At 34.0% G+C, this 16,481-nt stretch carries 18 protein-coding genes; 5 read left to right on the top strand and 13 right to left on the bottom strand.

What is annotated here, in order from left to right; translation table 11 throughout:
* On the top strand, positions 1 to 129 hold a 129-nt coding region (locus BKP45_RS21700; RefSeq protein ID WP_139193806.1), incomplete at its 5' end, for a transposase.
* A 124-nt stretch (positions 130 to 253) separates the two neighbouring features.
* Here BKP45_RS21700 and BKP45_RS14465 read toward each other — a convergent pair.
* Together BKP45_RS14465 and BKP45_RS14460 are read right to left on the bottom strand one after the other, a co-directional pair.
* The gene (locus BKP45_RS14465; protein ID WP_084787980.1) at positions 254 to 1,711 is read right to left on the bottom strand and encodes a phospholipase D-like domain-containing protein; all 1,458 of its coding nucleotides are present in this window, start codon (positions 1,709 to 1,711) and stop codon (positions 254 to 256) included.
* 542 nt (positions 1,712 to 2,253) lie between these two features.
* The gene (locus tag BKP45_RS14460) at positions 2,254 to 2,577 is read right to left on the bottom strand and encodes a toprim domain-containing protein (RefSeq protein WP_071390406.1); all 324 of its coding nucleotides are present in this window, start codon (positions 2,575 to 2,577) and stop codon (positions 2,254 to 2,256) included.
* Positions 2,578 to 2,749: 172 nt separating this feature from the next.
* Here BKP45_RS14460 and BKP45_RS14455 point away from each other — a divergent pair, with 172 nt between their 5' ends.
* Both BKP45_RS14455 and BKP45_RS23350 read left to right on the top strand, forming a co-directional pair.
* Complete coding sequence (locus BKP45_RS14455; RefSeq protein ID WP_071390405.1) at positions 2,750 to 3,028, top strand: hypothetical protein; 279 nt, start codon at positions 2,750 to 2,752, stop codon at positions 3,026 to 3,028.
* A 75-nt stretch (positions 3,029 to 3,103) separates the two neighbouring features.
* Complete coding sequence (locus BKP45_RS23350; protein ID WP_281243175.1) at positions 3,104 to 3,226, top strand: hypothetical protein; 123 nt, start codon at positions 3,104 to 3,106, stop codon at positions 3,224 to 3,226.
* Between the two features lie 1,201 nt (positions 3,227 to 4,427).
* Here the strand turns inward: BKP45_RS23350 and BKP45_RS14450 are convergent.
* The gene (locus BKP45_RS14450) at positions 4,428 to 5,249 is read right to left on the bottom strand and encodes an ABC transporter ATP-binding protein (RefSeq protein WP_071390404.1); all 822 of its coding nucleotides are present in this window, start codon (positions 5,247 to 5,249) and stop codon (positions 4,428 to 4,430) included.
* A 219-nt stretch (positions 5,250 to 5,468) separates the two neighbouring features.
* On the opposite strand from BKP45_RS14450, the gene BKP45_RS14445 reads away from it, so the two are divergent.
* Both BKP45_RS14445 and BKP45_RS14440 read left to right on the top strand, forming a co-directional pair.
* On the top strand, positions 5,469 to 6,476 hold the full coding sequence (locus BKP45_RS14445; protein ID WP_071390403.1) for an ABC transporter substrate-binding protein: 1,008 nt from the start codon (positions 5,469 to 5,471) through the stop codon (positions 6,474 to 6,476).
* A gap of 2 nt (positions 6,477 to 6,478) precedes the next feature.
* Positions 6,479 to 8,443, top strand: coding sequence for an iron ABC transporter permease (locus BKP45_RS14440; RefSeq protein WP_071390402.1), 1,965 nt, complete (start codon positions 6,479 to 6,481; stop codon positions 8,441 to 8,443).
* Between the two features lie 226 nt (positions 8,444 to 8,669).
* On the opposite strand, the gene BKP45_RS14435 is transcribed toward BKP45_RS14440, so the two are convergent.
* The 10 genes from BKP45_RS14435 to BKP45_RS14390 form a co-directional block, all read right to left on the bottom strand.
* Positions 8,670 to 9,074, bottom strand: a complete 405-nt coding sequence (locus BKP45_RS14435) for a hypothetical protein (protein WP_071390401.1) — start codon at positions 9,072 to 9,074, stop codon at positions 8,670 to 8,672.
* 144 nt (positions 9,075 to 9,218) lie between these two features.
* Complete coding sequence (locus BKP45_RS14430; RefSeq protein ID WP_071390400.1) at positions 9,219 to 9,560, bottom strand: cupin domain-containing protein; 342 nt, start codon at positions 9,558 to 9,560, stop codon at positions 9,219 to 9,221.
* 22 nt (positions 9,561 to 9,582) lie between these two features.
* Positions 9,583 to 10,344 (bottom strand): SAM-dependent methyltransferase, encoded by a 762-nt coding sequence (locus BKP45_RS14425; RefSeq protein WP_071390399.1) that lies wholly within the window; start codon positions 10,342 to 10,344, stop codon positions 9,583 to 9,585.
* Positions 10,345 to 10,366: 22 nt separating this feature from the next.
* Positions 10,367 to 11,128 carry an ABC transporter ATP-binding protein gene (locus BKP45_RS14420; protein WP_281243176.1) on the bottom strand — a complete coding sequence of 254 codons (762 nt, stop codon included), beginning with the start codon at positions 11,126 to 11,128 and terminating at the stop codon, positions 10,367 to 10,369.
* Entirely contained in the window at positions 11,125 to 11,904 is a 780-nt protein-coding gene (locus BKP45_RS14415; RefSeq protein WP_071390397.1) for an ABC transporter permease, read from the bottom strand. The genes BKP45_RS14420 and BKP45_RS14415 overlap by 4 nt, the downstream gene beginning before the upstream one ends.
* The gene (locus tag BKP45_RS14410) at positions 11,879 to 12,916 is read right to left on the bottom strand and encodes an ABC transporter substrate-binding protein (RefSeq protein WP_071390396.1); all 1,038 of its coding nucleotides are present in this window, start codon (positions 12,914 to 12,916) and stop codon (positions 11,879 to 11,881) included. The genes BKP45_RS14415 and BKP45_RS14410 overlap by 26 nt, the downstream gene beginning before the upstream one ends.
* 898 nt (positions 12,917 to 13,814) lie before the next feature.
* A complete protein-coding gene (locus tag BKP45_RS14405) occupies positions 13,815 to 14,018 on the bottom strand; it encodes a hypothetical protein (RefSeq protein ID WP_071390395.1) in 204 nt (67 codons plus the stop codon).
* Between the two features lie 313 nt (positions 14,019 to 14,331).
* Complete coding sequence (locus BKP45_RS14400) at positions 14,332 to 14,487, bottom strand: DUF1540 domain-containing protein (RefSeq protein WP_071390394.1); 156 nt, start codon at positions 14,485 to 14,487, stop codon at positions 14,332 to 14,334.
* 398 nt (positions 14,488 to 14,885) lie between these two features.
* Positions 14,886 to 15,704 (bottom strand): ABC transporter permease, encoded by an 819-nt coding sequence (locus tag BKP45_RS14395; RefSeq protein ID WP_071390393.1) that lies wholly within the window; start codon positions 15,702 to 15,704, stop codon positions 14,886 to 14,888.
* The gene (locus BKP45_RS14390; RefSeq protein WP_071390392.1) at positions 15,664 to 16,464 is read right to left on the bottom strand and encodes an ABC transporter ATP-binding protein; all 801 of its coding nucleotides are present in this window, start codon (positions 16,462 to 16,464) and stop codon (positions 15,664 to 15,666) included. Before BKP45_RS14390 ends, BKP45_RS14395 begins: the two co-directional genes overlap by 41 nt.
* Positions 16,465 to 16,481 lie beyond the last annotated feature (17 nt).

Raw genomic sequence — 16,481 nt, 5'->3', positions numbered from 1 at the left:
TTGGAAGGGATAAATAATTCTACAAAAGTCTTAAAAAGAAATGCTTTTGGCTTTAGAAATTTTGATCGGTTCCGAGCGAAAATATTATTGTCACATCAGTATAAAAGAATAGGGTCTCATGTCGGATAGTAGGCTTTAGTATAAAACCCTTATCATTTTTCGAGGGAATTCCCTCGAAAAATGATAAGGCCACCAAGCGTAGCGCGGTAGCCTAAGATCTATCTACCCCAACATTTGACGTAGAACCTACTTTTCACAACAAAAATTCAAAAAACCGCATGAAAATTGATAAACTCTTCGTTATCGTTGCTTTAAAAAAGGAAACGTCTTCCTCTACAACAAGAGGGTTATCAATGTACTCCCCATCATGTTTTACCTTTAGGCTATCATATAAAAGATGATCTTCTATTTTACTCTCTATGCTATCAGCAAATTGTTTGCTATCAATTACAACCATTGACTCTGTACTTAGGTACGTACTTCTCGGATCTAGGTTAAAGGAGCCGATCATACTAATTCTACTATCAAATACATATGTTTTTGTATGCAATGATTCTGTAGGCCCTTGATATTCGAACAAATTCACACCAGAATTTGCGATTGATTCACGATATCTTAAATATCCAGAATACGCTAACTTATTAGGGGTAGCAGCAAGTGAGTTAGTCAATATCACTATATCTTCAGCAGTAATTTCGTTTACATCTATATGCTTCACCATATTGTTAGTAGGTAAAATATACGGGCTTTGAATGTAAATTGACTTTTCTGAATTTTCCATTAAACGAGTAATATCATACCATACCCAAGGTTCTTTGTTTAAACGATCAATCGGATTATGGATAAACGTAATTTTGTTGGTTGGCAATGAGCGCTCAATCCAATCAATGTCTTGGTAATCAAGCCCACCACCACTCCCTATATATCTCCTGAAATTTGAAAGTGTTTTTTGGCTCTTTTCCTCTTGTGCTTTCGTTAATTGAGATAATGGAAATTTAGAAAAATCATGGTTCCAAACATACTCAAAATAATTTTTCATATCATAAATACCACTGTCTTCAACATTTTCGGTACCTGTATTAATAATAATGACATCTCGATCGTTTGAGGCACCTTCATACCCATCAGGTGCGAAATATTTATCACCAATATTTCGTCCGCCGATCATTGCTAGCTCTTTATCAGCAATGATTAACTTATCATGCAGCCTATTATTCCACGTCCATGGGCGAAACATATCGAATGGTTCATAAAACTTTAATTCAATACCAGGATGATATGCTAAAGAATATAGAATCCCTTTTCTATTACCCTTCAAATTATGAAAAATTCCGTCTAGCAATAGGCGAACTTGAACTCCTCGATCTGCAGCAGAAATAATATAAGAAAAAAAGATGTCACTAGACTGTCCAGGGTGAATTGTATAATAGGAGATATCTAATGTATGTTGAGCATTTTCAATCATATGAATACGAGCAATACCAGCTTCATACCTATCATCTACTAAAACGACCCTATCCTGTGAAATTTCTTCTCCCCAAAAACGTTCCACCCGATTTTGTTCAAGATAGTTGCTTTCCGAATATTGATGAAAATGAAAAATAAGAACTCCAAAAGAAAATGCATATATTACATATATTACATATAATACACATGTGACAAATAATCCAGTTACTACTTTAGATAGTGTTTTCGGCCTGTTTCTAATCACGATTCACACCTCTTTTACCGGTTTATTTGGTTTAGAAAACGGGTCTAACTTATTCGTTTAGATGACACTCTTCTCTTGTTATATAAAATAATATGAAAAAAAGCTCCCCTCATGAACCAATAACGTTTTAATTGTTTTTATCGGCAGGTTCTTATGAAAATAATTGCCCATCAAATTCAATTGATGGGGTAATTCAATGAATTTCATAATATAGATTAAACGCCACTAAGATACTACATCTAGTTGAGTTAAACCGTTCTCAACTAGATTCAGATTGATGTGGCGAAGTTATTGGCATTATGAAATTCACTCAATTAAAATGATAATCTTATTTTACTTTATGGAGATATGAAGAGATATGGCAAGTGGAAACGCTCATTATTTATCAAGAACTCTTTTTGGGGGTAATTTCCTATTCTTTTTTTATTTATAACTTGAAACATAAAATGACCTACTTATACAAATAACCATTTGTCACAAAAAAAACAGAAATCCACAATTAAATATGGAATATCTGTTTAAAACTTTAAATTCCAAGAATACTATTGTTTCACATGAAAATACCCTCGTAAAACTTCTGTAAGGTAATCAATTGGGGTTGTCTCAACTTGCCCGTACCCTTTTTGTGTGTACAAATGAGTCGCATTAGGCAGTTCCCTCTTTAATTGTTTTCTCAAGCTTTCACCAGCATCATCGGCATCTACAAGTATATAAACATCTTTATCTTCAATTGGAAAAATTAATGTTTCTAGTTTTTCGTTACTCAATGTCCCATAAGTACAGATCACATCTACAGGCTCATCAAGTACTTTTTTTACACGCTTACGGTCACTAGTTCCCTCTACAATTAAAACTTTTTCATCCATTGTCCTCATCCCTTTACACTTGTATCTATACTATGATTAGTATCCCACGAAATAATAATAGTTATAATTTATTGATACAGGCGCCTGGCTTATTATACCTCGATATTCTATTATAGTTATCTTGTCTAACATTTATGAATATGTATAATACTAAAACAAAGAGGTGTTTAGTATGGTACGGTTTCTCTTAAATTTATTTGCACTAATTTTTGTTATTTTGATCAATTATTTAGCAAACGCCCTACCATTTAATAATCAAACAACTTCTGAGATCGCCAATCGCTTGAACGTTTTATTTACCCCCGCTGGATACGTATTTAGTATTTGGGGATTGATTTATTTACTTTTAATCGTTTGGGTTCTTCGTCAACTTCCTAGAGCAAGAAGGGATTTACCTGTCTATGTTGTAGCGACACCCCTATTTATTTTAATTTCCAAATGCGTGGTCTAACTCCACCGTCTTTAGACGGTATACGCTTTTAGCCTTACACTTCGATGTCCATACTTAAGTTGTGAGGTGAAAAGTATGGACGGCTATAAATTTCGTTGGTATATCAAATGTGATGGTGGGGATTTTGGTGAAAACATATCTGTTGAAGGATTAACAACGTTTGATGCAGATTTTATCCTTGACATACTTATGTTTTAGGTCTTTTCCGTCATTTTCCTCTGTAATCTTTTCATTCGCTTCGTGTTTCAAAAGCGCCATCGACGCGGTGAAACTCCGAAGGTCGCCTTGCATGTTTTTGGAATGAACTTCTATCGCGATTACGAGAGACTCATTTACTTGGTACTTTAAATAGTTGAATTTCAATTCTATATCTAACATAGTAATAAGTAATCCTTTCATAAAATACTTATCTAAATCTTCCTTACTTATATATAGATTGACACATTCATTAATTATTACTAAAAAATACCAGCCTAAACCTTCTATAAATTTGCAGTCATTAGAAATGTGTAGAATATCCGATGTTTTAATTTTTAAAAACTCGGAATAGTTATCGCATGAACAAAAAAATCTATTTGATGTGTAAAGCTATTAGTCGCAATAAAATGACGGTCCATTTCCCTTTCTCCTTTAACATAAATTTCCAGATAATTTTCCAACATAAATTAAGTCAATATAGTGTGTCGTTAATAAATACACCCTAATTTTTAGTAGTATACAGATCGGGTACTAAAAACGTTTTATTTGGAATACTTCCTAAGGATTCTGACCTAATATTAAGTAAATAAACAAAAAAATTACCTCCATTAGGTTCAAAATTAACAGCCAATAAGCTGATTGAGAATTATTATCATTAACACTTATATTAATTGATATAAGTTCTCACCGTCAAGCAATCCGAATAATTTTTGATATAAAACATTTATTTTTCTAGAGGAATGTAAAAATCCGCGTGTTCCCAATTTAGGACATCTTACGCTATTATAATCACTGCTCTAAAAATCGTTCTTTTGAAAAATTGTTAATCACTGTGAGGAAAGAACTTAAAAAAAGGCTTCCAAAAAGTTCAAAGAACTAATGGAAAACCTCTAATTTAGGCCCTTATTTAAGTAAATGTTAGCATTTTGTTAGCAAAATGCCCAAAGCTTCTTTATAAATCATCGGTTTCAGGCATCACACCATGACACCTTTCACTCTAGGGCTTTCAACCATTTGGAAAGTAATTTCTAAAGGATTTTTTGGTAAAGTTGAAGATCAACGGTTTCAGTTCTTTCGTAAGAAAATGAAAATCTTCTTGTATTTTCTTCTTTTCTTCCTCAAATCTAGCATTCTATCTTATAATTCGTTCATTTCTTTTTAACCCTCGTTCTTTTGTGGAGAGAGTCACTTAATATCTACCTTATACACCAACAACCTTATTTTCCTGTATAATACACCGCCCTCTTCCATGCGGAATACAAAGAGGCGTTCCAAATAATGGATCTTTTAATATTTGGCATTCCATATCAAAAACCTGTTTAACCATTTCAAGTGTAATAACGTTCTCTGGCTTTCCTTTTGCAAAAATAGCTCCATTTTTAAGAGCGACTATATTATGTGCATACCGACAGGCAAGATTTAAGTCATGTAAAACCATAATGATTGTTCGATTTTCTTTTTCATTTAATTCAAACAAAAGATCTAAAATTTCAATTTGGTGAGTCATATCTAAATAAGTTGTTGGTTCATCTAATAAAATAATATCCGTATCTTGAGCCAATGTCATCGCAATCCAAGCACGTTGTCGTTGTCCACCTGATAATTCATCAATTGCCCTATCTTTAAATTCTATTAACCTAGTTACACGAAGAGCGTTTTGAACCTTTTTTTCATCAGCTTTTGTCCATTGTTTTATCCATGATTGGTAAGGATACCGCCCCTGCTTAACTAGTTGATAAACAGTCAAGCCTTCTGGTGCAATTGGTGATTGTGGTAGGATCGCCATCTTTTTTGCAACTTCTTTAGCTGGAATAGTAGTAATTTCTTTTCCATCAAGAAAAACCGAACCGGTTTTTGGTTTGAGTAGACGAGAAATGGAACGTAATAACGTTGACTTCCCACAACCATTCCCACCAATAAATACAGTTATTTCCCCTTTGGGAATCTCTAAATCTAATTCCTTGATAATAATCGTCTCGTCGTAACCTAGACATAGAGATTTTGTCGAAATAACCTCATTCATACATATCCTCCCCACCAACTTTTATACAGAACTACTTATCAAACGATTGATATTAATTCTCAATAAGTATAGTTTAAACACCTACAAGTGTCAATAATCCTTCGTATTTAGCTCGGGGCTTTTTCAAATATTCTCTTGCATTTTTTTTAATAGTAGCTATAATTTGGTTGAGAATGATTTTCATACTTATTTAATAACTATCTTAGGAGGAATATTTTCATGAAGAAACTAGTAATCTTATTATCGATGATTTTCTTTGTATTAACCCTAGTTGCTTGTTCTCAAAATGAAGCTACTACGAAACAAGAAGATAACGAGGAACCTAAAACAAAAGAAGTTACAGAAGCAGTCGAGCCTATCGTTATTTCAGGTGTTTTAGGAGACGTTGAATTAAGTGAACCTGCGAAAAATGTTGTTGCACTTGAATGGACATATGCTGAAAACTTATTAGCTTTAGATGTTCAACCTGCAGGTGTGACAGATATCGAAAATTATCATAACTGGGTTAAAATTGAAAAAGAGTTCGATGAGACTGTTGTCGATGTTGGTACTCGTCAAGAGCCTAGCTTAGAAGCCATTGCACAATTAAATCCAGATTTAATTATTGCGATAAAATTCCGTCATGAGGCTATTAGAGATCAGTTGGAATCAATCGCTCCAACTGTATTTTTTGATCCATATCCAAGTGATGAAAACTTTAGCCAATACGCTGAAATGGAAGCTACATTTATCGAAATAGCCAAAGCCGTTGGTAAAGAGGAAAAAGCAGTAGAAGTCCTCGATGATTTAAATAATAAATATGAAGAAGCAAAAACAGTTATTGAAAATGCTGATTTAGCTACAAAAGATGTCCTTTTAACACAGGCTTGGAGTGCTGATCAAGTTCCTACTATTCGTGTATTTACAACTAACTCTTTAGCTTCTGTTATCTTAGAAAAGCTTGGTTTAAACAACCCTTTTGTATCAGAGCAATTCGAAGTATATGGATTTAGCACAGTTGGTGTGGAAGCTCTAACAAACTATGAATCTGCAAACTTCCTATACGTAGTTCAAGATGACGATAATATTTACGAAAACCAACTAAAAGATAACAATGTTTGGAAAGGTTTAAACTTTGTTGAAGAAAATCGCACGTATCCTTTAGGTGGAGATGCATGGTTATTTGGTGGTCCTCTATCTGCAAAAGTGGTTATTGACAGAATTGTAGATACATTGGTGAACAACTAGGTATGTGTACGTTACAAAAGAAGTCCCTCATATCGTTATTTGGGGGCTTTTTCTTATTATCCATCGTTAGTATCGTTCACTTAACTCAAGGTCAAGCTGGCTTTTCAATAGAGCAACTATTATCAGAAGTTTGGGTACAAGGAAGAGTTCAGGATATTGTCTTAGGGATGCGTTTACCTAGACTAGTGATTGGAATATTAGCTGGTGGCGCCCTTGCAGTAGCTGGTGTTATTTTGCAAACTTTAACAAATAACCCCCTTGCTTCAGCAAGTACACTTGGAATTAATGCTGGTGCCTTTTTTGCAGTTGTTTTAGTGATGGTTTTCTTCCCTACATTACTTGGAAAGTTTCCTTTTGTTGTTGCTTTAGTTGGAGCCATTTTTTCTACTATTCTAGTTTTGTTTCTTGCTGGTAAAGAACTTAACCCAGTCCGTGTCGCTTTAACAGGACTCATTATCTCATTACTATTTTCATCCGTAACAGGGGCATTGCAGCTCTTATTTGAAAATCAAACGAGCGGACTGTTTTTATGGGGAGCAGGAACACTTATCCAATTAGATTGGACTGGAGTGAAGTTTGCATTTCCTTTTATTTTTATAACGGTGATTGCTGCCATAATAGCTGGAAAATCTCTTGATACACTCTCGTTAGGAGAAGATATTGCCTCTTCATTAGGTCAATCCGTATTGAAAGTCAAAATATTTACATGGTCACTTGCAATCATTTTAGCATCCGTTACTGTTAGTGTTGTTGGCGTGATAGGATTTATCGGCTTAATTGCGCCTCATATCGTTCGACTGATCGGTATAAAAGGTCATAGGCCGCTGATTATCCATTCCTTCTTATGGGGAAGTGTCATCTTAATTTCAGCAGATGTCGTTGCCCGCCTGATCCAACCTGGGCAAGAAATTCCAGTTGGTGCTATGACAGCATTAATTGGTGGCCCTTGGCTTATGTTTTTAGCTTATCGAACAGCTAAAAAGCAAAAAAGAGGTGAGAGAAGTCTTGGTGGAACAAAAAATCCACTCTCACTTACATGGCTTTTGCCAGTTACGATCTTATGTATAATCATTGTTTTGTATCTATCATTTTCATTTAACGGAACAACGTGGACCCCTATTTCCGAGTGGAATTCGACGATCATTTGGAACTTCCGTATTCCTAGAACGTTAACTGCTTTTATTATCGGAATGATATTGTCGATAAGTGGTGTATTGTTTCAAGGAGTGCTTAGAAATCCGTTAGCAGATGCGAGCGTCCTAGGTATCACTTCCCTTTCTGGGGCAGGTGCAATGATTTTCCTCGTTCTGTTTCCATCGCTTTCCGTTAGTTGGCTGCCTATTGGTGCCATTTTAGGTGCCACTGTTGCGATCTCAATTATTTTTATCACTTCTTGGAAAAATGGGTTTCAGCCAATATTAGTAGCTTTAATGGGGATTTCTGTTTCTGCATTTGGATCAGCGGTCATTCAAATTTTAGTTGTTAAATCAAAATTAGTTGTCGCTGCTGCTCTCGTTTGGTTATCTGGAAGTACGTATGCTAAAGGGTGGAATGATGTTTACATTGCTCTCATTTTGTTTATCATTCTTGTTCCAATCGCTATCTATCTTACTCGATCATTAAATGCTTTAGCTTTTGGGGATGATGTTGCTACAAGTCATGGATTAGCTGTACCAAAGACAAGAGTAATTGCTCTAATTATCGGCGTAGCTTTAACAACTGCAGCTGTTTCTATTGTAGGGACCATCGGGTTTATCGGTCTTTTAGCTCCTCATATTGCGAGAAGACTTGTTGGCTATTCTCATTTACCGTTAATGATTTTCAGTATGTTATTAGGTGGCTTTTTATTAACTTTCGCTGACTTTATTGGTCGTGTTCTGTTAGCACCAAAAGAAATTCCTTCAGGCTTAGTTGTTACATTGATAGGTGCTCCTTATTTACTTTATTTATTAAAGAAAATAAAATAAAGCTGAATTTCAATCAGTGGGCATTTTCCTTCAACCCCCACCTATCTTTTTGATTTTCTTAAGTTTTGAGGTGAGGTCTGACAGCCCCTAAAGAGTGGAATAAAATAGAAAAGGCGAAGATTAAATTCCTTCGCTTTTTCTATTTTACTTCTCTTCCAAAGCTTTGACCTAAACCGACACCCTACGATAACGATAATCATTCTCAGTATAGTGTACGATTAAACTGTTAATACTCTTTTTCTACTATTCCTTTTTTCATACGTCTATAAATAACATTTAATTTTTTTAGTCTTTGAATGCTTTCATAAAAGATGTATGAATCGCGCTCCAGTAAGGACTTGTCAATCTGGTAGTTTAAAAAATTCTTTTCTAATTCTAAATCTATTAAAGGTTTGACCATATCATTTGTAATATTTTCTTCAATATCCTTCATCCGAACCAAAGATCTTTTTCCATTAATGAAAACGAAAATAAACCAACCTTTTTTAGAAATATACTTTCCTTTATTGGTAATAAAAAGGTGATCACCCTGAAACATTTTTTCTAAACCTAAAACTAACTTTTCATAAGTATATCCATAATATAAGCACTCAAGGGGTAAGCTATCGGAGTTTAACACAATGTATTCCAATTATTCATGCTCCTCCTTATTAAAACATTTTTTATTCATTAGATATGTTCTCAGTCCTTGGCCTATTCGAGGTATTTACTATTCAAATTGTTTTATTTGTGTAACATAAAAAACTACGATATATTCGTAGTTTTTTACTAACTATTAAATATTTTTCGCATATCGTTCGTCAGGAATTTTGTTTAAGAAAACATATAGGCTTGTTTTTGTATCACCAGTATTAGCAAAAGCAAATAATTCATCACCATCAACATGGATAACATCACCAGTAGTTACTTTCTTTTTTTCTTCCTCTAATTGAACTTCCCCCACACCCTCTAACACTAATAGATACACTTGCGTGCCTGGATGCTTATGCAAAGGAAGAGCTTGCCCCGGCATAAAATTCAACTTAAATACAACACTTTCTTGTTTTTGAAAGATGATTTGCTTTTTAAAGCTAGTTTCACTAAATTCTTGGTATTCACTTAGTGATTTAATTTCCATCGTAACTCCCTCCATCGATTAATTATTTTGTAGAATGAACGGTGCAGTAGCCGAAAATATCGGTATTTTCATAGAAGAACGAAGCCATTTCTAAAAATCTTGTTCTTGAATCATTGGTACGTGAGGCATTTTCTAAAATTGTCATCGCACCTTCCCAGCCTTCATCTCGAATAAGTCCATCTAACGATAGTAAGCTCATGTTCCCTGTATGCAGATCTACATTTGAAAATGGGAGCTCTGAGTATAATTCATTCCATTCCATAACGGATAAAGGAGTCGCCATCATTTTTAAGATTTCCCAAAACTGCTTCATGATTTCTTCAGTTGGAGGAACTTTCAATGTTACATCATGTGTCCCAAGTCGTCCGCCTGTTTTTAAAACACGATAATACTCTTGTAAAGCTTTCTTTTTATCTTTGTTTGGCAGCATTGTTAGCATTGCTTCATTAATAACTGCATCAAACGTTTCATCCTCAAAAGGAAGTTTCCTGGCATCACCCATTTGTAAGAAGATTTTGTCCTCAAAGCCTGCAATGCGAACATTTTCTTTTGCCTTCTCTAAGCTCGGTCCATGGATATCAACTCCATAAACTTTACAACCATACGTCTTGACTAAATGGATCGCGGTAGTGCCCATATTTGGAGCAACCTCTAAAACAGTTGAGTTTTCATTTAATTGAAGATGGTTAAGAATTCTTTCTGTTGCTTTTTTTCCACCTGGGCGTAGCATTTTCTTACCTAGACTTGCAAGAAATAAATGTCCTGGCATTTGAAGTGTATTCATTCGAGTTTCCTCCTAGTTTTAATTAAATTATTTTTCGATCTTTTGATTGTTGTTCAACCATGTTTTTTATATCATTCATCTTATTCTCATTTGCCATCTTCATTTGCAACATTAGATGTGTTCTTACTGCTTGCAGATAATGTTGATGGCTTAATTCATTACGTTTGATTATGGGTGTATGAACAAAACATTGAAACTGAACAAACACTGGTTGCCCATTAAAAATAAAAATTTGGTGTCCCGCTCTAATCGCTTCTTCTATATCATGAGTGACATATACAACAGTTGGTTGGTGTTTCCCCCATAAGTTGAGTAATAATTGTTGTATTTCTTGTTTTTTAACGATATCCAAACCTTGAAGAGGTTCATCTAGTAGTAGGATATCTGGATTTACAACAAAAGCCCTTGCAATCGCAACCCTTTGTCTCATCCCACCACTTAATTCGTGCGGGAAAGCGTCTTTCTCATTTAACAAACCTACTTGATCAAGAATATCAACAATTCGTTTGTTACGATCTGACTTCGAAAATTTGTTAAGTAACACATATTCCACATTTTCAAAAACGGTTTTCCAAGGTAAAAGGCGCGGTTCTTGGAATAAATAACTTAATTGTTTTTGATTTCCCTCTATCCTACCTGCATAAGTTTGATGTATATTTGCGAGTAATTTTAATAACGTTGTTTTTCCCACTCCAGAATTCCCCAATATACAAGTAATCTCATGCTCCGGTAAATAGATGGAGAAATCCTTAAAAATTGTTTTTTTGTTATGGGCAAAGGTCAACCCTTTAATTTCCAACTTTTACTCACCTTCCCCACACGAGTTTTATCACTGACATATTGAAAAATATGCTCACAAGTAACTCCCAATATAACGATGGATAGTGTCCAAGCTAATACTTCAGCAGTTTCTAATTGTAAGCGTGCTAAACCTAAAGCTGCACCGACCCCATTATTACTACTTAGGAGCTCAGCCATGACAATAGTTTTCCAACTAATCCCAATACAAATGGTAATCGCTGAAGATATGAAGGGCCATAACGAAGGTACATACACATCTAACAGTACACGCTGTGGTTTTACTTGAAAGATTGTCGACATTTCTAAGAGATCTTCACTTACTTGTTTTATTCCTTCGGAGGCATTGAAAAAGAAAATTGGAAATGTAGCAATGATAACTACAAAGATTGGTGCTCCACCACCTAACCCCATCCAAATAATTGCAAGTATGATCCAAGATATAGGCGGAACTGTTTGAATGATTGTTATGATCGGTTTAACAAATAAATATAAGTTTTTGGTTTTCCCTACTAAACTTCCTAAAATAGCTCCAATCAAAAAGGAAATGGTAAAGGCGAGCAACACCCGTTGGATGGTTATCAAAAGTTCATTGACTAATTTTCCAGCAATTAATAGTTCGTAAAATTTTTTGAGCGTATCAGCCGGACTAGGTAGAATGATAGGTGGATAGAAACTAGATGCTATCCACCATACACAAACGATAAATACAATCGCCGCTACTGTTAACCACTTATCATTTTGAAAAATAGAACCCTTCATCAGGGAGTTTTCCTCCTATAGCTTCTGGCTGAGACTGCAATAATATTTCGTAATATTGCTCGATAACCGGTTTTGCATCACTAGCTATAACTGAATGTACCATCATATGATTTAAAGCAGTCTTTACCATAGGAGCTTTCATTCCTATAGTAGACTCGGCTAAATCCGCTACCTTTTCTGGATCTTTTTTCATTAATTGAATCGCCTCTTGATAGCTTTGTAAAAATTGCTCAACCGCTTCTTGATTTTCGGCAGCAAACTTCTTATTTACGATAATACCAGCTTGGGGAAGATCCAACCCATAAATTTCGTGCCAAGATTCTTGAAAATCAACTACTTGAACTAACTGATCTTTTAATTGTAGTCGAACACCGCTCAATGCAGGTTCCGGTATAACTGCATGCTTTATATTACCCGCGATCAACATTTGTGAAATTTCAGGTGGTGTTGAATAATAGAGTGTTACTTTGTCATTAATCCCTTCTTCTGCTAAAAAGTGGTTTAATAAAATATCTGGCGGGCCACTCTTATGAGAAACATAGATTTCTTCCCCTTCTAAATCAGCTAAAGATGTGACGTTTGTGTCTGTAGTAACTAAAAAAATCGTACCCCATGTATTCACATCAATTAACTGTATTGGTAAACCTTTTGCATGAAGGTTAGCAGCAACATTCAAAGGAACAGCAGTGAAGTCTGCTTCATTTCCTTGAATTTGGGCTAATAATTGATCAATAGTATCCCAAGTCTTAACTTCGATGGAAATATCCTCCGCTCCTCCGTCAGCCATTAATAGTGCTGGTAATACCGGTGCTGATTTTGGTGCTAAAAATGTAAAGACCTTATCATTTTTAACTTTTTCCATTTCATTTACCTTTTCATCCGGTTGCTTAACACTTGTTTTTTCGGCTTCATTACCAAGTGCTTCATGTTGCCCATCCTGTTTTGCTGTACTGCAGCCGACAAAAACTAATAAACACAAAGCCAGTAACACAAATTTCATCATAGTATTCATGAGTGTATCCCTCTCCCTATTGAAAATGATTATCATTATTACCTATATTTTATTGTGATTGATAATCATTTTCAGTGATAATTGTCACAATTACCACATAAGACTATTTTTCATTCCCTCTAGTAATGTGTCCTCCGGCTGTTGATAAAGTCATTTAATTTTGGTATATACCTTTGTACTTGCCACAAGACTAAAGCTACTGCAAAAAGTAATACACCAAAGTCTACTAGAATATTTGGATATGCGTTTCTTATAAGAATTTACGTAAAGCATTTATTTTGTAGCTTAACGGATTAACAATGGCAATAGCTTACAGCCAACCGGGTAAATTGGATATAAGGTACTACTTGAAGCAAAAAATAACTGCATTTATGATTAACTGTCCATATCCCATAAGTAGTGAGGAATTTTAAAATGATTAAAGATTTATTAGTTTATAAATCAAGGCTGTTGAGAAAAATTCTCAACAGCCTTTTTAATAGAATGAGTGAGTGAGTTAAGTTCAAAATATAAGTGCAACTAAGTTCTAAATTCTGCTTGCCTCACCAACCAACGAGCTTTTATTATAGATGACATTATCGTCAATAACCTTTTCCGAAGTCGTTAAGAGAAATTTTCACTCCGATTTCATCAAGTACTTTTAAAGTATTCGATATAAAGCGAATATAATTCATTGTAATTCCTTTTGTCAGCTAACTCTAAATATTCAGGGTTTAATTTTGTTTCATTTGGACTTTTTTTACAGTATTAATGATTGTACACTTTCAAAAAGAATTATAGATTTTGGGGTTATCTAAATAAAGTTTACTCCACTACTATAATTTTTTCGTTATACAATATTAAATTTTAAAATATAAAATATAATAATCTTTACAGTCAACAACAAAGTTTACTTTACTTAAATTTTATTTAATTTTATCTTTTCTAAAATATTCATTCGATGAATTTTGGCAATTGGTACAGAGTAAAATAATTTAAACTCTGCTTTTTTTTCGCAAAATACACAGCATCCTTGAAAATTTTTATCTTTGATTGGAACAATATGAGGTGCATTTAAATATTGTAGTCCTTGTTTAATATGATTCTTACAAACTAATAACAAAAAATTCACCCCCAGTAACACTAGTATTCAATCGTTTTGGAAAGTTCCTCCTGAAATGATAATAGGATTTATTAAGAGAAAATGATCACTAAATGGATCATTTTCTCTTAATAAATCTTACTTTTACCAAGTACAAATACGAAATTGATAATCATTATCACTTTATAAATATTATTCAGCTTTTTTAAAAAAATGTCAATGTCAAAAGTATACTTTTAAATTTTTTTGTAAAGCATGTATACAATTGAAAAATATTATCAATAATAAACATAAAAAAATGGGTAGCGCTTCAACTACCCATTTTTATCAACTATTACATTCCTGGTTCAAATGTTTTACAATCCGTTTCTTCTTGCTTTGAAGCTTCTTTTCCCTTATGACTTACTACATAAATAGATTCTGCAGCACACTTATTACCATTTGCCCAGTACGTACAGTTGCTAACTTCGCATAATACATCTTTTGCCATTATCTTTTCACCTCCATTATTATCTCACTATATATCATAGCCGATTATTAATGTTTAAATACGAATTTCATTCAATTAAGAATTTCCATTACAGAATAATCTTTTTAGGTTTTAGCATTTTCGTTAAATATTGTTGCTTATTAATTTTGTCATTTTCAATTCAGTTTAAGCATTAAATGTTTTATTTTATTTTTTCATTGCAGTGGTTAAAATAAGTAAGGTAACGATTGTGGACATAAAATCGTACCACACTGTGATCACTTTATTTAGTGAACCGCAACTTCATCACTTTCACGGAGATCATTACGATGATAACTTACCAATTGATACAGGTAAAGTGAAACAGAAAGGCCACACGGGCCTTTCTGTTTGTGTTTTCTTCACATAGTTCTAGCTACCTAATTTAGGATTTTCGGGTAAACTTTTGTGCTTGCAAAAAGGATTAATATAACAGCACACAATAAGATACCGAAATCTAAGATAATAGTTGGTGTATGTGTTGTAAGCAAAAAGCCTCGTAATGCATCTACAGTATAGCTCATTGGATTGACAATTGCGATTTCTTGTAGCCAACCGGGCATGATCGAAATTGGATACAGGGCGTTTGAAGCAAAAAATAATGGCATCGTAATTAATTGTCCAAACCCCATTAGCCCTTCTCTTGAACGAATATGACAGGCAATAAAAATTGATAAACCGGCAAAAAATGCTGAACCTAAAATAACTGTAAAAATAACTCCAATGATAGTTACAATTGTTAAATCGAGGTTAACACCTAGCACTAGTGCAATAACGATGATTATTACTAATTGTCCTAAAGCCCGAAGTGATGCCGAAAACATTTTCCCTAAAATAAATGCGGATCGATAGATGGGTGAAGAAAAATATTTTTGCATTAACCCAGAATCTCGATCTAATAAAATATTTAATCCGTAAAAAATTGAAAGAAATGTAATCGATTGTGCTAAAATACCTGGTGTTAAAAATTCAATGTATGTTGCTCCGTTAGTTGGAATACCTCTTATTTGACTAAATACTTGACCGAATAGGACAAGCCAAAGAATAGGCTGAATCGCTCGTAAGACAATTTCAATCGGTTCTTTTCTGATTTTTTTCCATTCTAATTCAACAATCGCAAATACTTCAGACCAAAACTTTAATATAGGATTTTTATCTTTAACCAAGTCTTTGTGCCATACGTCTAGTTGCTGTGACATCCTTTAATTCCCCTTTCATTTGCGAATTACCAGCAAAATGGGTATAAATATCATCCATACTGGCGTCGTTATTTCCGATTTTTTCTTTTAATTGTGCTAACGTTCCATTAACAACGATCTCCCCTTGGCTCATGATTGCAATGTTCGAACACATAGACTCAGCTTCGTCCATGTAATGTGTTGTCAAAATGATTGTCATATTATAGTTAGTTCTTAATTGTTCAATGTGATGCCAGACATTTTTTCTAGCAACTGGATCTAGCCCGACAGTGGGTTCGTCTAAAAATAATACTTCAGGGTTATGTAAAATCGCTTGACCAATTTCTAAGCGTCTTACCATTCCCCCCGAAAAAGTTTTTACTTGTCTATTTGCTACCTCTTCTAAATCAAACATTTTTACTATTTGAGTGATCCGGTCTTTACGATACTTTTTTGAAATTCCGTATAACTTTGAAAATAACATTAAGTTTTCATATGCGGTTAACGTACCATCGACTGACAAAGATTGTGGTACATAACCGATCAATTTTCGTATAGCCAGCGGTTGTGTTTTTATATTGTTACTACAAATTTCAATTTCGCCTGAATCAATTGATAGTAGTGAAGTCATCATTTTGATCGTTGTTGATTTCCCTGCACCGTTCGAACCTAATAAACCAAAACAGCCGCCTTTTTCAACTTGAAAACTAATATTTTTTACGGCATGAATATTTTTAAAGCTTTTTGACAAATTTTTTACTACTATAGAATATTCATTCATATACATGCTCCTAATCT

The sequence above is a fragment of the Anaerobacillus alkalidiazotrophicus genome, from assembly GCF_001866055.1.
The sequence above is the reverse complement of the archived record's forward strand: the minus strand, read 5'-3'. Positions and strand labels throughout refer to the sequence as shown.